Origin of the sequence: Christiangramia portivictoriae DSM 23547, assembly GCF_000423045.1 — a bacterium.
GTDB classification, from domain to species: domain Bacteria; phylum Bacteroidota; class Bacteroidia; order Flavobacteriales; family Flavobacteriaceae; genus Christiangramia; species Christiangramia portivictoriae.
In genome coordinates, this window is record NZ_AUHF01000001.1 from 1,054,847 (window position 1) to 1,070,606 (window position 15,760).

The 15,760-nt window shown below is 40.3% G+C and carries 14 protein-coding genes; 7 read left to right on the forward strand and 7 right to left on the reverse strand.

What is annotated here, in order from left to right:
* Positions 1-51 precede the first annotated feature (51 nt).
* Positions 52-2,247 carry a DNA helicase RecQ gene (gene recQ, locus G529_RS0105005; RefSeq protein WP_026914501.1) on the forward strand — a complete coding sequence of 732 codons (2,196 nt, stop codon included), beginning with the start codon at positions 52-54 and terminating at the stop codon, positions 2,245-2,247.
* Between the two features lie 62 nt (positions 2,248-2,309).
* On the opposite strand, the gene G529_RS0105010 is transcribed toward recQ, so the two are convergent.
* From G529_RS0105010 to G529_RS0105020, 3 genes are all read right to left on the reverse strand, one after another.
* The gene (locus tag G529_RS0105010; RefSeq protein WP_026914502.1) at positions 2,310-2,912 is read right to left on the reverse strand and encodes a porin family protein; all 603 of its coding nucleotides are present in this window, start codon (positions 2,910-2,912) and stop codon (positions 2,310-2,312) included.
* Between the two features lie 125 nt (positions 2,913-3,037).
* Positions 3,038-3,991 (reverse strand): transketolase family protein, encoded by a 954-nt coding sequence (locus tag G529_RS0105015; RefSeq protein WP_026914503.1) that lies wholly within the window; start codon positions 3,989-3,991, stop codon positions 3,038-3,040.
* Between the two features lie 33 nt (positions 3,992-4,024).
* A complete protein-coding gene (locus G529_RS0105020; RefSeq protein ID WP_026914504.1) occupies positions 4,025-4,870 on the reverse strand; it encodes a transketolase in 846 nt (281 codons plus the stop codon).
* A gap of 254 nt (positions 4,871-5,124) precedes the next feature.
* Here G529_RS0105020 and tgt point away from each other — a divergent pair, with 254 nt between their 5' ends.
* From tgt to G529_RS0105050, 6 genes are all read left to right on the forward strand, one after another.
* The gene (tgt, locus tag G529_RS0105025; protein ID WP_026914505.1) at positions 5,125-6,255 is read left to right on the forward strand and encodes a tRNA guanosine(34) transglycosylase Tgt; all 1,131 of its coding nucleotides are present in this window, start codon (positions 5,125-5,127) and stop codon (positions 6,253-6,255) included.
* Between the two features lie 9 nt (positions 6,256-6,264).
* Positions 6,265-7,341, forward strand: a complete 1,077-nt coding sequence (locus tag G529_RS0105030) for an LptF/LptG family permease (protein ID WP_026914506.1) — start codon at positions 6,265-6,267, stop codon at positions 7,339-7,341.
* A gap of 95 nt (positions 7,342-7,436) precedes the next feature.
* Positions 7,437-8,390, forward strand: a complete 954-nt coding sequence (locus G529_RS0105035) for an acetyl-CoA carboxylase carboxyltransferase subunit alpha (protein WP_026914507.1) — start codon at positions 7,437-7,439, stop codon at positions 8,388-8,390.
* 169 nt (positions 8,391-8,559) lie between these two features.
* Positions 8,560-10,107: a replicative DNA helicase gene (gene dnaB / locus G529_RS0105040; protein WP_026914508.1), complete on the forward strand. Its 1,548-nt coding sequence runs from the start codon at positions 8,560-8,562 to the stop codon at positions 10,105-10,107.
* 100 nt (positions 10,108-10,207) lie between these two features.
* Entirely contained in the window at positions 10,208-11,431 is a 1,224-nt protein-coding gene (locus G529_RS0105045) for a hypothetical protein (RefSeq protein ID WP_051201357.1), read from the forward strand.
* Between the two features lie 9 nt (positions 11,432-11,440).
* On the forward strand, positions 11,441-11,872 hold the full coding sequence (locus G529_RS0105050; protein ID WP_026914510.1) for a secondary thiamine-phosphate synthase enzyme YjbQ: 432 nt from the start codon (positions 11,441-11,443) through the stop codon (positions 11,870-11,872).
* Between the two features lie 71 nt (positions 11,873-11,943).
* Here the strand turns inward: G529_RS0105050 and rplT are convergent, their stop codons facing one another.
* The 4 genes from rplT to thrS all read right to left on the reverse strand — a co-directional run bounded on the left by rplT (position 11,944) and on the right by thrS (position 15,181).
* The gene (gene rplT / locus G529_RS0105055; protein WP_026914511.1) at positions 11,944-12,288 is read right to left on the reverse strand and encodes a 50S ribosomal protein L20; all 345 of its coding nucleotides are present in this window, start codon (positions 12,286-12,288) and stop codon (positions 11,944-11,946) included.
* 133 nt (positions 12,289-12,421) lie between these two features.
* Entirely contained in the window at positions 12,422-12,619 is a 198-nt protein-coding gene (rpmI, locus tag G529_RS0105060; RefSeq protein WP_026914512.1) for a 50S ribosomal protein L35, read from the reverse strand.
* Between the two features lie 36 nt (positions 12,620-12,655).
* Complete coding sequence (infC, locus tag G529_RS0105065; protein WP_084509743.1) at positions 12,656-13,207, reverse strand: translation initiation factor IF-3; 552 nt, start codon at positions 13,205-13,207, stop codon at positions 12,656-12,658.
* A 21-nt stretch (positions 13,208-13,228) separates the two neighbouring features.
* Entirely contained in the window at positions 13,229-15,181 is a 1,953-nt protein-coding gene (gene thrS, locus G529_RS0105070; protein ID WP_026914514.1) for a threonine--tRNA ligase, read from the reverse strand.
* Positions 15,182-15,760: the final 579 nt, after the last annotated feature.

Consider the following 15,760-nt stretch of genomic DNA (forward strand, 5'->3'; position numbering starts at 1 on the left):
AAAAACGTATATTTAGTAATACAAATGTATGTAAAATTGTAACACAATTGAATGGGTTTGACCGAAATTGATTTACACAAAGAACTAAAGAAGTACTTTGGTTTTAGTCAGTTTAAGGGGCTTCAGGAAGATGTAATCACCAGTATCGTAAATGGCCATGACACTTTCGTTGTGATGCCAACGGGTGGAGGTAAATCATTATGTTATCAGCTCCCTGCACTAATTCAGGATGGAACCGCGATCGTCGTTTCTCCACTTATAGCTTTAATGAAGAATCAGGTAGATGCTATTCGCAGTATCTCTTCAGAATATGGCATCGCCCATGTTCTTAATTCCTCTTTAAACAAAACAGAAGTAAACCAGGTAAAGGCAGATATCGCCAGCGGTGTTTGTAAATTGCTGTATGTAGCTCCTGAATCGCTTACCAAAGAGGATTACGTGGATTTCCTGAAGCAGCAAACGATCTCCTTTCTCGCCGTGGACGAGGCCCACTGTATAAGTGAATGGGGGCACGATTTTAGACCTGAATACCGAAATCTTAGACATATACTTCAGCGTATTGGTGACAATATTCCGGTAATTGGCCTTACCGCCACCGCCACTCCGAAGGTTCAGGAAGATATTCTGAAGAATCTGGGGATCACAGATGCCAATACTTTTAAAGCAAGTTTTAACCGACCTAATCTTTACTACGAGGTTCGGCCAAAAACCAAGAACGTGGATGCAGATATCATCCGTTTTGTTAAGAAAAATGATGGTAAGTCGGGAATTATCTATTGCCTGAGCAGAAAGAAAGTGGAAGAGCTTGCCCAGACACTTCAGGTAAATGGGATCAAAGCTGTTCCCTATCATGCAGGCCTGGATGCAAAAACAAGAAGCAAGCACCAGGATATGTTCCTTATGGAGGATATCGATGTAGTGGTAGCCACCATAGCCTTCGGGATGGGAATCGATAAGCCAGATGTTCGCTTTGTAATTCACCATGACATTCCCAAGAGTATTGAGAGTTACTATCAGGAAACCGGTCGTGCCGGTAGAGATGGTGGTGAGGGACATTGTCTCGCTTTTTATAGTTATAAGGACATTGAGAAGCTGGAGAAGTTTATGAGCGGCAAACCTGTGGCAGAACAGGAGATTGGTCATGCACTGCTACAGGAAGTGGTTGCTTTTGCTGAAACTTCCATCTCAAGACGAAAATTCATACTGCACTATTTTGGTGAAGAATTCGATTCTGCCACTGGTGAAGGAGCAGATATGGATGATAATGTTCAGAATCCTAAAAATCAGCATGAGGCCAAAGATGATTTGGAATTACTGCTGAAGACCGTTAAAGAAACAAATCAATTGTACAAGTCTAAGGAAGTGGTGCGCACGCTTATTGGTAAAAGCAATGCGATCATACTTTCTCATAAGACCGATGAGCATCCTCTCTTCGGAAAAGGAAGTCACCAGCAGTCCGGTTACTGGATGGCCCTCATCCGCCAGGCTTTGATTGCGGGATTTCTGAAAAAAGACATTGAAACCTACGGAGTGGTAAAAATCACCAAACGAGGAGAAGAATATCTGAAGAATCCTGTATCCTTTATGATGACCGAGGATCATGTGTTTAATGATATGACTGAAGATGTGGTAGTTCCTCAAAAATCTGCCAATACGGTGGATGATCAGCTGGTAAAAATGCTGAAGGAGCTTCGGAAGAAGGTTGCCAAGAAAAAGGATCTGCCTCCATTTGTGATCTTTCAGGATCCATCCCTTGAGGATATGGCACTAAAATACCCGGTTAGTATCGAGGAATTAGGTAATATTCATGGGGTTGGTGAAGGTAAAGCCAAAAAATACGGAGCAGATTTTGTAGATCTTATCTCAAGATATGTTGAAGACAATGATATCGTGCGGCCTGATGATTTTGTGGTAAAATCCACTGGTGCCAACAGCGGACTCAAATTGTACATTATTCAAAGCGTGGACAGGAAACTGCCATTATCAGATATTGCTTCGGCAAAAGGCATGCAGATGCCAGAGTTTATCAAGGAAATGGAAGCCATTGTTTATAGTGGAACAAAACTGAACATTGACTACTACCTGGATGATATCCTGGATGAAGACCAGCAGGAAGAGATTCATGAATATTTCCTGGAAGCAGAGACCGATAAGATCGATGAAGCGATGGAAGAGTTTGATGGCGATTATGATGACGAAGAATTACGATTATACCGAATCAAGTTTATAAGTCAGGTAGCGAACTAAAACAAAAAACCCGGAATCTCTTCCGGGTTTTTTATTACGATAAATGTAAATGTCAAATTTTATTAGAGCGAATACGCTATACTCAGGATCCATTGGGAAGGTCTTGAATCTATTCTAAATCCGCTGTCTGCAGCGAGGTTCCCGCCAAATGCCTGGTTATCCTTAAATGCTCCTTCATAGCGAATATCAAAACCAAGCCTGCCCAGATCCAGACCTGCTCCTAATTGATAACCAACGCTGATGTCGTTTTCCACATCTCCAATGCTTAAATTCGTGTTTTCCAGTTCATTTTTCAGAATGTATTGAAACGCAGGACCTGCTTTGATGTTTAAAGGCCCCAGCACATTCACTCCCAAAAGGATTGGAGCATCAATCTTTTGCAGCTTATAATCAAATTCAGAATATTCCGTATTCATCTCGGTATAAACCAGTTCAGGTCTAAGGAAGATTCCCAGCACTTCGAACTGCCCAAAAAAACCGGCATGAAAACCAGTTTTATTTTCTCCATCTTCAAATGAACCGCTAAAATCATCAGCCAAACGGCTAATAGATTCATATTCTCCAGTTGCACCGTAGTTTAATCCACCTTTGATTCCAAAACTTGCATCCTGTGCCGATACATGCACCGCAGCAAGTAGTAGTGCGAACATCATAAATTTTCTCATAGATATTGTTTTATTAGGCTTATATAACGCTTGTGGTTCCGGGTTTATTTCAGTTGAATTAGAAAAGCCTTCCGAAGATCATCTTCAGAAGGCTTACTATTGTCAACTTCAGTATTTCAGAAATATTATTTTCTTTTAATGGCTTTTTCCGCAGCCTTTACAATCGCAGCAGCATTCAAACCATATTTTTCCATTAATTGCGCAGGAGTTCCACTTTCTCCGAAACAATCGTCAGTAGCCACGAATTCCTGAGGTGTTGGATGATGAGAAGCCAGTGTTCTGGCAACGCTTTCCCCAAGACCGCCAAGGAAATTGTGCTCTTCAGCAGTAACCACACATCCGGTTTTCTTAGCAGAAGCGATCACCGCTTCTTCATCAAGTGGTTTGATCGTATGGATGTTGATCACTTCGGCACTGATACCTTTTTCATTCAGCTCCACAGCCGCCTGAATAGCTTCCCAAACTAAATGACCAGTTGCGATAATAGTCACATCGGAACCTTCATATAAATGCACTGCTTTCCCGATCTGGAAATCCTGATTATCTTCAGTAAAATTAGCAACCTTTGGTCGACCAAATCTAAGGTAAACTGGACCATCATAATCGGCAATCGCTTTAGTTGCAGCTTTGGTCTGGTTGTAATCACAGGTATTGATCACGGTCATTCCCGGTAGCATCTTCATAAGGCCAATATCTTCAAGGATCTGGTGAGTTGCACCATCTTCACCCAGAGTAACTCCAGCGTGACTGGCACAGATTTTTACATTCTTTCCAGAATAGGCAACACTCTGGCGAATCTGGTCGTACACTCTACCTGTAGAGAAATTAGCGAAAGTTCCCGTAAATGGAATTTTTCCTCCAATAGTCATCCCTGCTGCCATCCCGATCATATTCGCTTCAGCGATCCCCACCTGGAAAAATCTCTCCGGATGATTCGCTTTAAAGTCGTCCATTTTCAGAGATCCGGTAAGATCGGCACACAGCGCCACGACGTTTTCGTTCGATTGACCAAGTTCTGTCAAGCCATCTCCAAAACCAGATCTGGTATCCTTACTTCCTTTATTTATATATTCTTTCATGATATTCTTAATTTTGATTTTAATGAATTTGGCTTAGTAATCACCAAGTGTTTCCGGGTTCTGTGAAAGTCCTTTCTCCAATTGTTCATCGTTTGGAGCCTTGCCGTGCCATGCATGCGTATGCATCATAAAATCGACACCATTACCCATTACTGTGTTCATTAAAATACAGACTGGCTTTCCTTTCCCAGTTCTGGTTTTAGCTTCTTTGAGTCCGTCAATCACCTGTTGAAGATCATTTCCATCTTCAATTTCCATGACATCCCAGCCAAAAGCTTCAAATTTGGCCCGAAGATTTCCTAGCGGAAGCACCTTTTCTGTACTACCATCAATCTGCTGACCGTTGAGGTCTATTGTTGAAATAAGATTATCTACATTGTTCCCGGCAGCGTACATGATCGCCTCCCAGTTCTGTCCTTCCTGCAACTCCCCATCACCGTGAAGGGTGTAAACAAGATGAGCATCTTTATTCAGTTTTTTAGCCTGAGCAGCACCCAGGGCAACGCTCATTCCCTGTCCCAGTGAGCCTGAAGCAATTCTAACTCCAGGAAGTCCCTCGTGAGTGGTAGGATGTCCCTGCAATCTTGAATCGATCAATCTAAAAGTATTCAGTTCTTCAACTGGAAAATATCCACTTCGGGCAAGTACACTGTAAAAAACCGGGGAAATATGACCATTGGAAAGAAAGAACAGGTCTTCATCCTTACCATCCATGTTGAAGCTGGTGTTGTGATCCATAACTTCCTGGTAAAGAGCCGTAAAAAATTCAGCGCAACCTAAAGAACCTCCCGGGTGACCAGAGTTTACCTTATGCACCTGTCGCAGAATATCGCGGCGAACCTGAGTGACAAAATCTTGTAATTCGTTGATGTTTGGCATTTTATAATGTGTTGTTTTGTTGCCGCAAAAATAAGCGATTTAAAGCCTTTGACAAAGCAACCATACTCCAGTTATTAACTTTTTAAGTAAAATACTAACAGGCTCTGTGCAGTCTCACTTCCATTTGAGTTTTGAATGAGTATCTTTGCAGCGATTAAACGGAACTATGAAAGGAGCCAATTCAAGAACTTTAGTTCAACTCAGGTTTTTTTGGCGAATTTCAGCTAACCGTTAAGTAATATATTAAATACCAGATGAAATTTGAACTTTTATCTACCGATGCCGGTAGTAAAGCACGTGCCGGAAGTATTACCACAGATCATGGAAAGATCGAAACTCCTATTTTTATGCCGGTGGGAACGGTGGCGACCGTAAAGGGCGTACATCAACGTGAACTCAAGGAAGATATCAATCCAGATATTATCCTGGGAAACACGTATCACCTGTACCTTCGACCACAAACCGAGATTCTCAGGAAAGCCGGGGGACTTCATAAATTCATGAACTGGGATCGGAACATCCTTACAGATAGTGGTGGTTACCAGGTTTATTCTCTTTCAGCAAGAAGAAAGATCAAAGAAGAAGGGGTAAAGTTCAAATCTCATATAGATGGTTCTTACCACACGTTCACTCCGGAAAATGTAATGGAAATTCAGCGTACCATTGGAGCTGATATCATCATGGCTTTCGATGAGTGCACTCCGTATCCATGTGATTATAATTATGCAAAAAGATCAATGCATATGACGCATCGCTGGCTGGACAGGTGTATCAATCACCTCGAGAAAACACCTGAAATTTATGATTATAAACAAACGCTTTTCCCCATCGTACAGGGGAGCACCTATAAAGATCTTCGGAAGCAATCTGCGGAATATATCGCAAACGCAGGGGCAGAGGGAAATGCCATAGGAGGATTGTCTGTTGGAGAACCGGCAGACGAGATGTATGCTATGACTGAAGTAGTTACAGCGATACTACCGGAAGACAAGCCACGTTATCTAATGGGAGTGGGAACACCAATAAATATTCTTGAAAACATCGCTCTTGGAGTAGATATGTTCGATTGCGTGATGCCCACAAGAAATGGACGTAACGGAATGCTGTTTACATCCCAGGGAACTATCAATATTAAGAACAAGAAATGGGCAGATGATTTTTCACCTATTGATCCCGAAGGTGTTAGTTTTGTAGATTCTGAATATTCCAAAGCATATGTTCGACACCTGTTTACAGTAAATGAAATGCTTGGCAGGCAAATTGCAAGTATTCATAATCTTAGTTTCTACCTGTGGTTGACGAGAGAAGCCAGAAAGCATATATTAGCCGGAGATTTCACACAGTGGAAGGATAAGATGGTAAAGCAAATGGATAAACGACTATAATTCCGGAATTTGAAAATTCTTGATTGGTATATACTTAAAAGATATCTGGGAACCTTCAGCATGATGCTGTTGTTGTTCATTCCCATTGGTATCACTGTAAATCTTGCTGAAAAGATCGATAAGATCCTGGATAACGAAGTGCCTTTTATCGAAGTGGTTTATTACTATCTGGACTTTACCGTCTATTTCGCAAACCTGCTATTTCCAATATTCCTGTTTTTATCGGTTATCTGGTTTACCTCAAAACTGGCAATGAATACAGAAATCGTTGCCTTTTTAAGTAGCGGAGTATCATTTTACCGGTTTCTGAGACCTTATTTGATTGGTGCGACCATAGTCTGTATTGGCGCCCTGATCCTTTCCATGTATCTGGCGCCACAAGCCAGCAAAGGATTCAATGAATTCAAATACAGATATTTGAAACACGGGCAGGAAACCAGGGAAACTAACGATGTTTACCGGCAGATCAATGACAACGAATTCATCTACGCCAACCACTTTTCACCAAGTTCAAATTCTGCACGAAACTTTACGTTGGAACACTTTGAGGACAACGAACTTAATTTTAAAATAAGTGCTTCGGGCCTGCGCTACAATCCAGAGGACAGTACCTACAGGCTCACGATGGCAGATAAACGAATTATTGGCGCCAAAGGTGACAGCATATTTAATTACCGAACACTGGATACCATTCTGCCATTTGAATTTGATGAGCTAACTCCGGAATCTTACATCGCAGAAACCTTGAATTATACAGAGCTCAAGGAATTTATTTCGAAAGAAAAGAGGAGAGGTTCGGGTAATATAAACCGATACGAGGTAGTGGCCTATAAGCGCTGGAGTATTCCAATTTCTGCATTTATTCTAACTATCATCGCCGTTGCAGTTGCCTCTTTCAAAAGGAGAGGAGGAATGGGAGTGAATCTTGCCGTGGGAATATGTCTCGCTTTTATTTTTATCTTTTTCGATAAGGTTTTTGGAACCATGGCAGAGCAGTCTACTTTCTCACCCTTGATCGCCGTATGGTTTCCCAATATCGTATTTGGGATTCTCGCCGTCGTATTGCTTATTCGCGCGAAGCGCTAATACAGATCTGTTGAAAATTTAAACTTTATCAGTCATTTCTATCCTTTCAAAGTTGTTATATTTGTGAGCTATTTAAATTAACAACCATAAGAAATATGGAGTATTTAGAATTTGAACAACCTATCAAGGAGCTGGAAGAACAATATGCTAAAGCATGTAATATTGGCGAGGAAAGTGATGTAGACGTAACAGCCACCTGTAAGCAAATTGAGAAGAAACTCAACGAAACAAAAAAACAGATCTATAAGAATCTTACACCCTGGCAGAGAGTTCAGCTGTCCAGGCATCCAAACAGACCCTATACTTTAGACTATATAAATGCAATTTGTGGAGATACTTTCCTGGAATTGCATGGTGATCGTAATGTAAAGGATGATAAGGCGATGATTGGAGGTCTTGGAAAGATCGGGGATCAAAGTTTTATGTTCGTTGGTCAGCAAAAAGGCTATAATACCAAAACCAGGCAGTATCGTAATTTCGGGATGGCCAATCCTGAAGGCTATAGAAAAGCGCTTCGTTTGATGAAGTCTGCTGAAAAGTTCGATGTTCCTGTGGTATGTTTTGTAGATACTCCCGGAGCTTATCCTGGTCTCGAAGCTGAAGAGCGTGGACAGGGAGAAGCGATCGCGAGAAATATTCTGGAAATGACAAGACTTAAGGTGCCAATCATCGTAGTGATTATAGGTGAAGGTGCCAGTGGTGGAGCCCTAGGAATAGGTGTTGGAGATAAAGTACTGATGCTCGAAAATACCTGGTATTCTGTAATTTCTCCTGAAAGCTGTTCTTCCATTCTATGGAGAAGCTGGGAATACAAGGAAATTGCTGCAGATGCTTTGAAGCTTACGGCTACAGACATGAAAAAGCAGAAGCTTATTGATGAGATCGTAAAGGAACCTTTAGGAGGTGCACACAGCAATCGAGAAGAGATTTTCGATACGGTAAAATCTTCAATTACCAAAGCTTATTCTGAGTTCAGAAACTTATCACCAGAACAATTGGTAGAAAAAAGAATGGATAAATATTTGGACATGGGAGTGTTTAAAGGCTAACTGCTTTATTTATACATCATCGTTAGAAAATCCGGCATTTAAATTCCGGATTTTTTTGTCTTATCAACATAAATTTGAAGTTATCAACAAGTGAATTGTTCATTACCTGTTGAGTACCTCAGGGCATTCTACTTAAGATTGTCTTAACATTTTTTTTACTTTCGTACCTATGGAAAAAATCACCTCCCCTCAGAATATAACCTACAAGAAAACGAACGTGGTAAGCCTGGAAAAAGGTAAAGTTCCGCCTCAAGCAGTTGATTTAGAAGAGGTTGTGCTTGGTGCTATGATGATCGACAAAAAAGGAGTCGATGAAATCATTGATATTCTGGTACCCGATGCTTTTTATAAAAATTCCCATAAGTTGATCTATGACGCGATTAAAAAGTTATTCGATGCTTCAGAAGCAATTGACTTATTAACCGTTTCCAATCAGCTGAAGAAGGATAAGGTGTTTGATAAGATTGGCGGGGACTATTATCTCATCCAGCTTACGCAAAAGGTGTCCAGTAGTGCGCATATTGAGTTCCATGCACGTATCATTTTACAGAAATATATTCAGAGATCACTTATCAAGATCTCCAATGAAATAATTGAAGAAGCATTTGATGAAGGTTCAGATGTATTTGACCTTTTGGATTCAGCAGAATCCAAACTGTACGAAGTAACCCAGGGAAACATCAAGCGTTCTACTGAAACCGCTCAATCTTTGGTTATCCAGGCAAAGAAGAAAATTCAGGAAATTTCCAATAAAGAAGGTCTTAGTGGTGTACCGTCAGGATTTGACAAGCTTGATGAACTCACCTCAGGATGGCAACCTTCAGATTTGATTATCGTTGCTGCCCGTCCAGGTATGGGTAAAACAGCGCTTACGCTGTCTATGGCTCGAAACATTGCAGTAGATCAGGGCTTCCCGGTTGCATTCTTTTCACTGGAGATGTCTTCGGTACAGTTGATCACCCGTTTGATCTCTTCAGAAACCGGACTTTCATCAGAAAAACTGAGAACCGGGAAACTGGAGCAACACGAATGGGAACAATTGAATGTTAAGGTGAAAGATCTTGAAAAAGCGCCTTTATTTATTGATGATACTCCGTCACTTTCCATTTTCGATCTACGTGCAAAGGCCAGGCGTCTAGCGTCCCAACACGGGATAAAACTTATTGTGATAGATTACCTGCAATTAATGACTGCAGGTGGTGGGCAGAAAGGTGGAAACCGTGAACAGGAAATTTCCATGATTTCCAGAAACTTAAAGGCCCTGGCAAAAGAATTGAACGTACCTGTCATAGCACTTTCACAGCTTTCCCGTGCTGTGGAAACACGTGGTGGAAGTAAAAGACCGTTACTATCTGACCTTAGAGAATCTGGAGCGATCGAGCAGGATGCAGATATTGTGTCCTTTATTTATCGTCCTGAATATTACAAGATAGAGGAGTGGGATGATGAAGAAAGAACTCCTACCCAGGGTCAGGGTGAGTTCATTGTAGCCAAACACCGTAACGGTGGATTGGAAAATATTCGTCTAAAGTTTATTGGAGAACTTGGTAAATTCGATAATTTAGAAGACTTTAGTTTTCCTTCTGAAATCCCTTCAAGCATGAATAGCGGTGATGGGGATGACTTCGGAAATTTCAATTTACCAAATCCAAGTGCAGATGAAGCATTTGGAAGTTCAATGAATAGTGAGGATGATGATAGCGACGTTCCATTTTAAAAATCATAAACTGAAGGAGATCAGCAAAACAGAACATTCGAATAATTTGATAAAAAGCAAAGTACTTCAAACTACTTTGCTTTTTTTGTTTTTGCTTATCATGAGCACTACTGCTCATGCTTCAAAAGTACTTATTCCCATGGATGCAAGTACACAAACCAATCACCTGAAAGCATATGGGATGGTCTATTTTGCCCTTCAGAAAAACTTCAAGGTGAATTGGCTCCTTAATTACCGGGGTGGTTCATTTCTGGTTTCCGATCATCCGGAACTCCAGAAGGAATGCCAGATTCGAGGAGTTTCCTTCGAAGTCATTAGCAATCAGGAGGCTGAAAGTGTCCTTCAGGAAATAAGTAGCCCTTCCCAGAATATGGAGTCGGTGCCATTGGAAAAAGCACCTAAAATCGCAGTTTATAGTCCGCAGGGAAATAAACCCTGGGATGATGCCGTTACTATGGCACTTGGTTATGCCGAAATACCCTATACGACCATTTATGATCGGGAAGTTCTTGCAGACGGCCTGTTATTGTATGACTGGCTTCATCTGCACCACGAAGATTTTACTGGACAATATGGGAAGTTTTATCGCAGTTTTAAAACGACTCCTTGGTATATAGAGGATAAGAAAGAAGCTGAAAGGCTCGCAAATGAGTTGGGGTACGCAAAAGTTTCAGAAGAGAAACTGGCAGTTGCCAGAAGAATAAGTGAATATGTGCAGGGAGGTGGATTTATGTTTGCGATGTGTAGTGCTACAGATAGTTTTGACATCGCTTTGGCCGCAGATGGAGTGGACATCGCCGAAACTATGTTTGATGGTGATCCCAGTGAACCCGCGTACCAAACCAAGTTGAATTATGATCGTAGCTTCGCTTTTACCAATTTTATTTTAGAAAGAAGTCCTTTGGTTTATGAGTTTTCAAACATAGACATGACTTCGAAAAGACAAATAGAGAAGGAGAATGATTATTTTACTTTGATGGATTACTCGGCGAAATGGGATATTGTCCCTACAATGCTTACACAAAATCATACCCGACTGGTCAAAGGATTTATGGGGCAAACCACAAGTTACGATCCGGAAACGATCAAACCTGGTGTCCTGATTATGGGCGAGTCAAAACTGAATGGGGAAGCAAGATATATTCATGGTGTCAAGGGCAAGGGTTTTTTTACCTTTTATGGCGGACATGATCCTGAAGATTATCAACATAGGGTAGGCGATCCCAAGACAGAACTGCAGTTGCACCCTAATTCAGCAGGATATCGGCTAATTCTAAACAATGTGCTATTTCCGGCAGCTAAGAAAAAGGAACAGAAAACTTAAAAAGATTGAATGGAAATTTATCAAACTGAAATGCGCTTAAAACCACGCAAACGTGGTTTCCACTTAATTACCGATGAAATTTTAAATCATTGTTCTGAAATAGAAGACTTTAAATTTGGATTCTTGCAGATATTTATAAAACACACATCTGCCGGATTGACCATTAATGAGAATGCAGATCCAACAGTACGGGAAGACTTCCGTAGTCATTTTGATAAGATGGTTCCGGAAAATCAGGAATATTACAAGCACACTACTGAGGGCAGTGATGATATGCCTGCGCATATCAAGTCTTCTCTCACCGGACCTTCTTTACAAATTCCTATTACTAATGGAAAACTTAACATGGGAACCTGGCAGGGAATCTATTTGTGTGAGCATAGAAACTCAGGAGGTTCCAGGAAACTGGTGCTCACTATCTATGGAGAAGAAGAATTGTAGTGAATCTTTGATATCATCATAATCAAAAAATCCCGCAATTGCGGGATTTTCTTATAAGAGAGTATAATTGTTTACTTTACTTTTTCTACAATTGCTTTAAAAGCCTCTGGGTGATTCATCGCCAAATCGGCAAGAACCTTACGATTCAATCCAATTTCACTGGTTTTGATTTTACCCATAAATTGAGAATAAGATAATCCTTCTTGTCTGGCTGCAGCATTAATACGCATAATCCATAAAGAACGGAAGTTTCGTTTTTTAGCTTTACGGTCTCTGTATGCATAAAGCATAGCTTTGTCAACCGCATTTTTAGCAACAGTCCAAACGTTTTTACGACGTCCAAAATATCCTTTTGCTTGCTTTAAAACTTTTTTTCTACGTGCCCTTTTGGCAACTGAGTTTACTGATCTTGGCATATTTTTAAATTTTTTTGTAGTAGGCGGTCGAACAGCGACACTTCTAACGTCCTTAATTTTTAGCGATATGCTACAAGTTAAGTGTTGCCCAACTCCATGGTTAAATAATTAATTAAACCTCAAGAGCTTCAATTTACTTTAAACGTAATTGAAGTTTGATATTTTCCTTATCTGCTTCATGTACCAAAGTACTGTGAGTTAAGGCTAGCTTACGTTTCTTAGACTTCTTTGTTAAGATATGACTCTTAAACGCGTGCTTTCTTTTAATCTTACCGGTACCTGTTAGCTTGAAACGCTTCTTGGCACTGGATTTAGTTTTCATCTTAGGCATTACTGTCCTCTTTTTATAATTAACTCTCTTATTCTTTTATTTCGATTTCTTGGTTGGAGAAAGAAACATTGTCATTCTTTTTCCTTCAAGTTTTGGCATCTGTTCTACTTTTCCAAGTTCCTCAAGATCCTGCGCAAGTCTTAGAAGAAGGATCTCTCCTTTATCCTTGAACACAATAGATCGTCCTTTGAAAAATACAAAAGCCTTTAGCTTTGCACCGTCCTTCAAGAATTTCTCTGCGTTACGTTTTTTAAATTCGTAATCATGATCGTCTGTATTAGGACCAAATCGAATTTCTTTAACAACGACTTTACTGGCTTTGGCTTTCATGGCCTTTTCACGTTTCTTTTGTTCATAAAGAAACTTTTTATAGTCCATGACCTTTACCACTGGTGGTTTCGCATTTGGAGAGATCTCTACAAGATCCAGACCCTGTTCCTCTGCGATTGCAAGAGCTTTCTTTACAGGATACACATCCATTTCTACGTTATCACCAACCAGGCGTACTTCGTCTGCTCTGATCTTCTCGTTGATTCGGTGCTGCTCTTCTTTTTGTCGACCGAACCTGTTCGGTTTTTTTCTACGTATAGCTATGGCTTAAAATTTTAATTAAACTTCTGTTTTGAAAGGCTTTAAGGTACTATTGATTTCTGTATTAATCAAATTAGCAAAATCTTCGATCTTCATCGTTCCCAAATCTCCTTCACTGTGCTTACGAACAGAAATCGTACCATCTTTGGCTTCCTGCTCACCAACAATCAACATATACGGAAATTTATTTACTTCGGCTTCCCGAATTTTCTTCCCTATAGTTTCATTCCTGTTATCTACAAGGGCGCGAATTTCGTGATTTTCAAGTAAATTTAAAACTTTTTGTGAGTAATTTTCATATTTCTCGCTGAGCGAGAGAATAATAGCCTGCTCCGGCATAAGCCAAAGAGGAAAATTACCTCCGGTATGTTCAAGTAGAATAGCGACAAATCTCTCCATACTTCCAAACGGGGCACGGTGGATCATTACTGGGCGATGTGACTCATTGTCACTTCCCTTGTATGTCAGGTCAAAACGCTCTGGCAGATTATAGTCTACCTGGATGGTTCCAAGTTGCCAGCTTCTTCCCAGGGCATCCTTCACCATAAAGTCTAACTTTGGTCCGTAGAAGGCTGCTTCGCCTTTTTCAATGACGTAATTTAGGCCTTTTTCTTCCGCAGCACTTAATATCGCAGATTCCGCTTTCTCCCAAACATCGTCAGATCCTATGTACTTATCCTTTTTCTCAGGATCTCTCAAAGATACCTGCGCTGTAAAGTCTTCAAAACCTAAAGATGAGAATACATATAAGGTAAGATCGATTACTTTCTTAAATTCTTCATCCAGTTGCTCCGGCATACAGAAGATGTGGGCATCATCCTGAGTAAAACCTCTAACCCGCGTCAAACCATGCAATTCTCCACTTTGCTCATACCTATATACAGTGCCAAATTCTGCAAATCTCTTCGGAAGATCACGATAACTCCATGAACTCGCATTATACATTTCACAATGATGCGGGCAGTTCATAGGTTTCAGAAGAAATTCCTCACCTTCATTGGGAGTCGAAATTGGCTGAAAGCTATCTTCCCCATATTTTGCATAATGGCCGGAAGTTACATAAAGTTCCTTGTGACCAATGTGCGGACTTACTACCATTTCATAGCCGGCTTTCTTCTGAGCCTTTTTCAAAAAGTTCTCAAGTCTTTCTCTAAGTGCTGCACCCTTTGGTAACCATAATGGTAAACCCTGTCCAACTTTTTGAGAAAAAGTGAATAATTCCAGTTCCTTTCCTAATTTTCTATGATCTCTTTTCTTGGCTTCTTCCAGGAGCGTCAAATATTCTTTCAGATCTTTTTGCTTCGGAAATGATATACCGTATACTCTGGTTAATTGCGGATTGGTTTCATCACCTCTCCAGTATGCACCGGCGACACTCATTAACTTTACTGCTTTGATGATTCCTGTATTTGGAATATGACCACCGCGGCAAAGATCTGTAAAGGTATCATGATCACAGAAGGTAATTTCACCATCAGTAAGATTTTCGATTAGCTCTACCTTGAAAGGATTGTTTTCTTTTTTATAGAACTCCAATGCATCAGCTTTGGAAACCGATCTTAATGAAAAGTCATGTTTACCACGGGAAATCTCCAGCATACGGTCCTCGATCTTCTTAAAGTCGTTTTCGGAGATCTTTTTCTCTCCAAAATCCACATCATAGTAAAAACCTCTATCAATCGCGGGTCCTATAGTTAGTTTGGCTCCAGGATAAAGATCCTGAATGGCCTGCGCCATTACATGAGAAGATGAATGCCAGAATGCTTTTTTACCTTCATCGTTAGACCAGGTGAAGAGCACAAGATCGCCGTCTGTATATAAAGGTGTTGTGGTTTCTACGGTGTTATCATTAAACTTTGCTGAAATTACATTCCTTGCAAGTCCTTCGCTTATACTTTTGGCAACATCCATTGGAGTAATGCCTTTTTCGAACTCTTTAATACTTCCGTCTGGCAGAGTGATCTTGATCATTATATCTTTGTTTTACGAAGTCGCAAAGATAAGGTGTTGAATTTGGTTGCACAATACATACGTACCTATATAGTATAGAATGCTGTGTAATATCTTCGGAAATGTATTTTAGAGTTTATTTGCATTTCGATGCTTCTGAAGTTCAATCCTTTATAATTAATCTTGTATTTATTTTATAATTTTCTTCTGAAAGTCATTGTGTAATTAAAAATGGGGTGTATATTTGCAGCCGCTTTCGGAGCAAGGCGAATGTTCGTTGAGAGTAGTGATGATGGGGTGTTTGATAGATATTGACTGATCAAAAATTAAATTAAAATTTTTCAAATTTTAGTTTGGTGGAAAGAAAAAAGTTAGTGTATATTTGCAGCCGCTTTGAGAGCAAGGCGAAAGTTCACTGAAAGATATGTAAAGGGTAGGCTATTGTTGGTCTAAGGCAAAAAAAATAAAAATTAAATTTCTTTAAATTTTATTTGGCTGGAGAGCGAAAGTAGTTTTATATTTGCACCCGCTTTGAAAACGAAGCGACGTTCTAAGAACTGGCTGAGAGAGTAAAGGTAGGGAAGCTTTTGAAAAAAGAAA